The organism is Saccharopolyspora sp. (assembly GCF_017434145.1).
GTDB lineage: Bacteria > Actinomycetota > Actinomycetes > Mycobacteriales > Pseudonocardiaceae > Saccharopolyspora_C > Saccharopolyspora_C galaxeae.
This window is the reverse complement of record NZ_JAFRFW010000523.1, coordinates 1-2539: the sequence shown is the minus strand read 5'-3', so window position 1 is coordinate 2539 and position 2539 is coordinate 1. Positions and strand designations below refer to the sequence as shown.

General features: G+C 70.9%; 2 protein-coding genes. Both read right to left on the bottom strand.

Annotated elements, in window-relative coordinates; genetic code table 11:
- Positions 1-43: 43 nt before the first annotated feature.
- Positions 44-1147 carry a transaldolase gene (gene tal / locus IJH84_RS14570; protein WP_295145307.1) on the bottom strand — a complete coding sequence of 368 codons (1104 nt, stop codon included), beginning with the start codon at positions 1145-1147 and terminating at the stop codon, positions 44-46.
- A 14-nt stretch (positions 1148-1161) separates the two neighbouring features.
- On the bottom strand, positions 1162-2539 hold a 1378-nt coding region (locus IJH84_RS14565; RefSeq protein ID WP_295145305.1), incomplete at its 5' end, for a transketolase.

Genomic DNA, 2539 nt, shown 5'->3' with positions numbered 1-2539 from the left:
GGGTGCGCGAGCCCGGCGGACCCGCGCACCCCGGCCGAGCCGGTTACTTCCCGGCCTGGTCGAGCTGCTCGCGCACCGTGTCGAGCAGTTCCTCCCAGGACTTCTCGAACTTCTCCACGCCCTCGCGCTCCAGCACCGCGAACACGTCGTCGAGGTCGATGCCCGCATCGGTCAGCTCGTCGAACACCCGCTGCGAGGCGTCCTTGGTGCCGCTGACCTGGTCACCGGCGACCTGCGCGTGATCGGCGGTGGCGAACAGGGTGGCCTCCGGCATGGTGTTGACCGTGTTCGGCGCCACCAGCTGGTCGACGTAGCGGGTGTCGGAGTAGGACGGGTCCTTCACGCCGGTCGAGGCCCACAGCGGGCGCTGCGGCTTCGCGCCGGCGGCGGCCAGCGCCTTGAACCGGTCGGAGGTGAAGACCTCCTCGTAGGCGGCGTAGGCCAGCCGCGCGTTCGCGATCGCGGCCTTGCCCTGCAGGTCCGCGCCGCCCTCGACGCCGTCGAGCCGCTTGTCGATCTCGGCGTCCACCCGGGAGACGAAGAACGACGCCACCGAGGCGATCTTGGCCAGGTCGTGGCCGTTGGCCTTGGCCTGCTCCAGACCGGCCAGGTAGGCGTCCATGACGTCCCGGTAGCGCTCCACCGAGAAGATCAGCGTCACGTTCACGCTGACCCCTTCGGCCAGCGCGCGGGTGATCGCGGGCAGGCCCTCCACGGTGGCGGGGATCTTCACCATCAGGTTCGGCCGGTCCACGGCCTTCCACAGCTCGAGCGCCTCGGCGACGGTGCGCTCGGTGTCGTGCGCCAGCCGCGGGTCGACCTCCAGCGAGACCCGGCCGTCCGCACCCGCCTCGTAGACGTTGCGGAACACGTCGGCGGCGTCGCGCACGTCCTTGGTGGTCAGCTCGCGGACCGTGTCGTCCACCCCGGCGCCGCGGGCGGCCAGGTCGCGGACCTGGTCGTTGTAGTCGGCGGCGTTCGACAGCGCCTTCGCGAAGATCGTCGGGGTGCTGGTCACGCCCACGACCGCGTAATCGTTGATCAACTCGGTCAGGTTGCCGGACGTGATCCGCTGGCGGGACAGGTCGTCCAGCCAGATCGCCACGCCCGCATCGCTGAGCGCGGTGAGGTTCTGGTTCTCGGTCACTGCACTACCTCCACTCACGCTTGGGAGCGCGCGTTGTCCAGGCTCCGCCGGGCGGCGTCGGTGACCGCGCCGGTGGTGAACCCGAACTTCTCGAACAGGGTCTTGTAGTCCGCCGAAGCGCCGAAGTGCTCGATCGAGACGATCTCACCCGCGTCCTTGACGAACCGGTACCAGGACTGGGCGATGCCCGCCTCGACCGCGACCCGGGCGCGCACCGACGGCGGCAGCACCTGCTCGCGGTAGGACCGGTCCTGCCGGTCGAACCACTCCACGCACGGCATGGACACCACACGAGTGGCAACGCCCTCGTCCTCGAGGATCTTCCTGGCCTCGACCGCGAGCTGCACCTCCGAACCGGTGGCGATGAGCACCAGCTCCGGCGCGCCGTTGGCCGCCTCGGCCAGCACGTATCCGCCCTTGGCCACGCCATCGGCGTCGGTGCCCTCCAGGGTCGGCACGCCCTGCCGGGTCAGCGCCAGCCCGGCCGGGCCGCTGGTGTCCTCCAGCACGGCCTTCCAGGCGTGCGCGGTCTCGTTCGCGTCCGCCGGGCGGACCACCGACAGGCCGGGGATCGCGCGCAGCGCGGAGAGCTGCTCGATCGGCTGGTGCGTCGGGCCGTCCTCGCCGAGGCCGATCGAGTCGTGCGTCCACACGTAGACGACCGGGGCGCGCATCAGCGCCGCCAGCCGCACGGCCGGGCGCATGTAGTCGCTGAAGATCAGGAACGTGCCGCCGTAGGGGCGGGTGCCGCCGTGCAGCGCGATGCCGTTGAGGATCGAGCCCATCGCGTGCTCGCGGACGCCGAAGTGCAGCGTGCGGCCGTAGGGCTGGGCCGGCCACATCTCGGTGGAGATGTGCGCGGGGCCGAACGAGTCGACGCCCTTCATCGTGGTGTTGTTGCTCTCGGCGAGGTCCGCCGAGCCGCCCCACAGCTCCGGCAGCACGTCGGCCAGCGCGCCGAGGATCTCGCCGGATGCCTTGCGGGTGGCGATGCCCTTGCCATCGGCCTCCCAGCTGGGCAGCTTCTCCTGCCAGCCCGCGGGCAGCTCGCGGGTGCGCATGCGGTTGAGCAGCGCCTCCCGGTCCGGGTTCGCCGCGGCCCAGTTGTCGTAGCTCTTCTGCCACTCGGCGTGGGAGGTCTTGGCGCGATCGACGACCTGGCGGGCGTGCGAGAGCACCTCGTCGGAGATCTCGAAGGACTTCTCCGGGTCGAAGCCCAGCTCCTTCTTGATCCCGGCGACCTCGTCGCCGCCCAGCGCGGCGCCGTGCGCCTTGCCGGAGTTCATCTTGTTCGGGGCGGGGTAGCCGATGACGGTGCGCAGCACGATCAGCGTCGGCTGGTCCGGTTTGCCCTTCGCGGCGTCGAGCGCGTCGAGGATGCTGGAGACGTCT